We start from the raw sequence: 365 nt of genomic DNA, 5'->3' as shown, positions 1-365 counted from the left end.
CGGTAGTTGTCGTCATAGTCGAAATGCAGGATAACGCCGTCCGGACGAGTAATACTTTCTACCTGGCCTTCGTTGCTGTACTGATAACGGGTAACGCGTCCCATTGCATCGGTGTGGCTGAGCAGACGGCCCAAGTCGTCGCGTTCCATCAGGTTGGTGCTGCCGTCGGCAAACACCCGTTTGGTCAACTCGTTGTTGTAGTCGTAATGATATTGCTCGGTACGGCCCAATACGTCGGTTACCTCCGTGTAACCTTCGTGATAGGTAAAACGCCATTCCTCGCCCAAGGAAGTCCGGTTGCGGATGACTTTGCCGGTCGGGGTGTAATGGTCGTATTCGTATTCCGATACCAATCCGGCCGCATC

At 54.0% G+C, this 365-nt stretch carries 1 protein-coding gene; it reads right to left on the bottom strand.

Features of this window, described 5'->3' with window-relative positions:
- Nucleotides 1–365: type IV secretion protein Rhs (locus tag ACTHTG_RS11180; protein WP_440360703.1), on the bottom strand; the 365-nt coding region annotated here is incomplete at both ends.

Origin of the sequence: Neisseria sp. P0017.S009 (assembly GCF_051957375.1) — a bacterium.
In the GTDB taxonomy this organism is placed as follows: domain Bacteria; phylum Pseudomonadota; class Gammaproteobacteria; order Burkholderiales; family Neisseriaceae; genus Neisseria; species Neisseria perflava.
Note: the sequence above shows the minus strand (reverse complement) of the source record. Positions and strands in the feature narration are given on the sequence as shown.